Source organism: Streptomyces spongiae, from assembly GCF_009377185.1.
Classification (GTDB): domain Bacteria; phylum Actinomycetota; class Actinomycetes; order Streptomycetales; family Streptomycetaceae; genus Streptomyces; species Streptomyces spongiae.
This window is the reverse complement of the sequence record NZ_VJZC01000761.1, coordinates 1-4082: the sequence shown is the minus strand read 5'-3', so window position 1 is coordinate 4082 and position 4082 is coordinate 1. Positions and strand designations below refer to the sequence as shown.

General features: G+C 71.3%; 5 protein-coding genes and 1 riboswitch. Of the genes, 1 reads left to right on the top strand and 4 read right to left on the bottom strand.

Going from position 1 to position 4082, the window contains the following annotated elements:
* The 3 genes from ribB to FNH08_RS46220 all read right to left on the bottom strand — a co-directional run.
* On the bottom strand, positions 1-991 hold a 991-nt coding region (ribB, locus tag FNH08_RS46230; RefSeq protein WP_152777719.1), incomplete at its 3' end, for a 3,4-dihydroxy-2-butanone-4-phosphate synthase.
* Entirely contained in the window at positions 988-1632 is a 645-nt protein-coding gene (locus tag FNH08_RS46225) for a nicotinamide mononucleotide transporter family protein (RefSeq protein ID WP_322726531.1), read from the bottom strand. The genes ribB and FNH08_RS46225, both read right to left, overlap by 4 nt.
* Positions 1629-2243 (bottom strand): riboflavin synthase, encoded by a 615-nt coding sequence (locus tag FNH08_RS46220; protein WP_322726530.1) that lies wholly within the window; start codon positions 2241-2243, stop codon positions 1629-1631. Before FNH08_RS46220 ends, FNH08_RS46225 begins: the two co-directional genes overlap by 4 nt.
* 152 nt (positions 2244-2395) lie before the next feature.
* Positions 2396-2526, bottom strand: a riboswitch (FMN riboswitch).
* Between the two features lie 415 nt (positions 2527-2941).
* Between FNH08_RS46220 and FNH08_RS46215 the strand changes: the two genes are divergently transcribed.
* Positions 2942-3697, top strand: coding sequence for an SDR family oxidoreductase (locus tag FNH08_RS46215; protein ID WP_152777717.1), 756 nt, complete (start codon positions 2942-2944; stop codon positions 3695-3697).
* Positions 3698-3734: 37 nt separating this feature from the next.
* Here FNH08_RS46215 and FNH08_RS46210 read toward each other — a convergent pair.
* Positions 3735-4082, bottom strand: a 348-nt coding sequence (locus FNH08_RS46210; protein WP_152777714.1) for an ROK family protein, incomplete at its 5' end; no start/stop codon positions are given.

The window sequence follows — 4082 nt, the reverse complement described above, 5'->3', positions numbered from 1 at the left end:
GCTCCTGGAGTTCGTACGCGCGCAGCTTGGACAGCAGGCCGATGCCGCGGCCCTCGTGGCCGCGCAGGTAGACGACCACGCCCCGGCCCTCGGCCGCGATGCGCTCCAGGGACGTCTCCAACTGGGGGCCGCAGTCGCAGCGCAGGGAGTGGAAGACGTCGCCGGTGAGGCATTCGGAGTGGACGCGGACGACGACGTTCTCGCCGTCGCCGAGGTCGCCGTGGACGAGGGCGACGTGTTCGACGCCGTCGACGGTGGAGCGGTAGCCGTACGCCGTGAACTCGCCGAAGGCGGTGGGCAGCTGGGTCTTCGCCTCGCGGCGGACGGTGGGCTCGGAGGTGCGGCGGTAGGCGATCAGGTCCTCGATGGAGATGATCGACAGGCCGTGCTTGCGGGCGAACGGGATGAGCTCGGGCAGGCGCAGCATGCGGCCGTCCTCGCCGGCGATCTCGACGATGGTGCCCGCGGGGCGCAGTCCGGCGAGCCGGGCGAGGTCGACGGCGGCCTCCGTGTGGCCGTTGCGCACGAGGACGCCGCCGGGCCGGGCGCGCAGCGGGAAGATGTGGCCGGGGCGGACGAAGTCCCCCGGCTGTGCCGTGCCGCTCGCCAGCAGTCGGAGGGTGGTGGCGCGGTCGGCGGCGGAGATGCCCGTGGTGACGCCGTGCTCGGGCGAGGCGTCGACGGTGACCGTGAAGGCGGTGCGCATCGACTCGGTGTTGTGCTGGACCATCTGGGGCAGTTCGAGCCGGTCGAGCTCGTCGCCCTCCATGGGCGCGCAGATCATGCCCCGGCACTCGCTCATCATGAAGGCGATGATCTCGGGGGTGACCTTCTCGGCTGCCATGACGAGGTCGCCCTCGTTCTCCCGGTCCTCGTCGTCGACGACCACGACCGGGCGGCCCGCCGCGATGTCGGCGATGGCCTGTTCGACCGGGTCGAGCGCGAAGTCCTCGATGCTGTCGGTGCGGTAGAGGATCGGCGCCGTGGTCATGCGGGTGCTCCTTCCAGGGCGGGCTGCCGGGAGCGCAGCCACCAGTCGCGCATGCCCCACAGGACGAGCGCGCCGTAGACGACGTAGACGAAACCGGAGAAGGCGAAGCCGTTGGCGAAGTTCAGCGGGACGCCGACGAGGTCGACGAGCAGCCAGGCGAACCAGAACTCGACCATGCCGCGCGCCTGGGCGTACATGGCGACGATGGTGCCGACGAAGATGTACGCGTCCGGCCAGGGGTCCCAGGAGAGGGTCGGGTAGGCGGTGAACAGGCCGCCGACGGCGAGGGTGCCGAGGGCCGCGGCGGCCGCCAGGTAGCCGCGCTCGCGCCAGGTGGCGAACCGTACGGCGATCTGGCCGTCACCACCGTCTTCGGACCGGCCGCGCCCGCGGTTCCACTCCCAGAAGCCGTAGACCGCGACGAGCATGACGACGACCTGCTTGCCGGCGCTGCCGGAGAGGTGGGCGGTGGCGAAGGCGGCGAAGAGGATGACGCCGGACAGGAACTGCGCGGGCCAGGTCCACAGGGAGCGGCGCCAGCCGAGCGTGAGGGCGATCAGGCCGATCACGTTGCCGATCATGTCCGACCACTTGATGTGCTGGCCGAACAGCGCGAACGCCTCGGAGTTGAGCCAGTTCACCGGTCGGCCCCCTGACTGGCTCCGCGATCGCCGAGGAGCCGCTCGACGTACTTGGCGATGACGTCGACCTCGAGGTTGACCGGGTCGCCGGCCTGCTTGTGGCCGAGGGTGGTGAGGGTGAGGGTGGTCGGGATGAGGCTGACCGTGAAGTAGTCGGGGCCGGCGTCGACGACGGTGAGGCTGATGCCGTCGACGGTGATGGAGCCCTTCTCCACGACGTACCGGGAGAGGTCGGCGGGGAGCGAGACCTTGACGATCTCCCAGTTCTCGGACGGCTTGCGTTCGAGGACGGTGCCGGTGCCGTCGACGTGGCCCTGCACGATGTGGCCGCCGAGGCGGGCGCCCACCGCCATGGGGCGTTCGAGGTTGACGCGGGAGCCGACGGCGAGGGCGCCGAGGCTGGAGCGTTCGAGTGTCTCGGCCATGACGTCGGCGGTGAACCAGTCGTCCTCGTGCTCCACGACCGTGAGACAGACGCCGTTGACGGCGATGGAGTCGCCGTGCTGCGCGCCCTGCGTGACGGCGGCGCCGCGCAGGCGGAAGCGGGAGGAGTCGCCGAGGTTCTCGACGGCGGTGACCTCACCCAGCTCTTCGACGATTCCGGTGAACACTTCCCGGGTCCTCCCTGCCTCATGGGGCACGGACTCCGGGGCTGTCGAAGACGACAGATATGAGCGGACTACGGCACAGGGAGCGACGCCGCGTGGGATCCGCCGCGAGGACGGACCACAAACAGACGGCGGCGCGCACACATGCCCGCCCGCCGCGCACTGCCTCCCATCCGGACTTTAACCGTCGGTCCAGGAATTTCACCTGGTCAACCGATCACTGGAAGCGATCGGGTCGCGGACTGTAACCGCCGGTTCGGACTTTCACCGACCCCGGAGTGCGCTGCTTCTGGTACACGGCCAGTGTGCCACGCCTGATCGTCACTCATGCGGCCGAATCCTGTGGGGTGCCTCACAAGCGCCCGCACTGGACTTCTCGGACGGTCGGCCGGGGGCTCAACCTCCTGACTTCAACACTCCGTTGAGTTGGTACAGACCTGTTGACCATTCTGGTCTAGTCCTCTTAGGGTCTGCGGTCACGGCGTCCGCCCGCAGAGCCACCCGGCGGCGGTGACGACGGCCCTTGCCCCGCCGCCGGGTCTGCGAGGGAGTGACTCCGGCCTCGCGGGCCGCCGGCTCGGCCGCCGGTAGGCGCCCCACGTTTCCCGTCCGCCGTGTCACATTTCCGGGGAACTGATCAGTCCCAGTTGATGCGGGGCGTGCCACTGGGGGACGCCCGACGCCAGAAGGGACGAAGCAACATGACCACGATCCTGGTGACCGGCGGAACCGGAACGCTCGGCCGGCTCGTCACCGAGCGGCTGCGCGCGGACGGGCACGAGGTGCGCGTACTCAGCCGCCACACCCAGCCGTACGCCGTCGACCTGCGCGAAGGTGGCCCCGGGCTGGACGCGGCCGTGGCGGGCGTGGAGACGATCGTGCACTGCGCGAGTTCACCGCGCGGGGGCGACGAGCAGGCGGCGGCGAACCTGATCTCGGCCGCGCGCGGGGCCGGCGTGGCCCATCTGCTCTACATCTCGATCGTCAGCGTCGACCGGGTGCCGCTCGGCTACTACCGGACCAAGCTGGCCGTGGAGCGGCAGATCGAACGGTCGGGGCTCGGCTGGACGATCCTGCGCGCCACCCAGTTCCACGACCTGCTCGTGACGGCCTTCCAGGCGCTGTCCAAGCCGCCGGTCATGCTCCTGCCGGCCGGGGTGAGCGACCAGCCGATCGCCGTCGCCGAGGTCGCCGACCGCCTGGCCGAGCTGGCCACGGGCACCCCCGCCGGGCGGGTCGAGGACATGGGCGGGCCCGAGGTCCGTACGTTCCCGGAGCTGGCCCGCGCCTATCTGGCGGCCACGGGGCGCCGCCGGCCGATCGTGAACGTGCCGCTCGCGGGCAAGGCGTACCGCGGCTTCCGGGGAGGTGGCCACCTGACGCCGGAACGGGCCGTGGGGAAGGGCACCTTCGAGGAGTACCTGGCGGAACGGTTCGGTGGAGCGCTGAGGAAGTGAGCGGGCAGGTCAGCGGGGCCCGTCATTCGCGGGCTCCCTAGCGCACGCCCTGTCGCACGGACGGCGGCCCGAACAGCTCGTCCTGAGCGGCCTCGCGCGCCATCAGCAGCGCACCACGCACGACGGCACCCCCACCGAGCACACTCGCCCGCACCTCGGTGGGCAGCGGCGACATCCGCACCAGTCGCTCGGCGACCCTGGCCGCGAGCGCGGCTCCGCCCGCCTGACCGACCTCGCCGCCCAGCACCACGCACCCGGGGTCGAGGAGGGCGGCGACCGAGGCCACGCCTATGGTGAGACGGTCGGCCAGGGCGTCGAGGAAACGGGAGGCCGGGGCGGTCTCCCCCTCCACGGCCCGCCGCACGAGGGTCGCCGCGGGCACCCC

Bases quoted from the DNA above. Each gene is read 5' to 3' on its own strand.
- FNH08_RS46215 (WP_152777717.1), top strand. From the start codon at position 2,942: ATGACCACGATCCTGGTGACCGGCGGAACCGGAACGCTCGGCCGGCTC.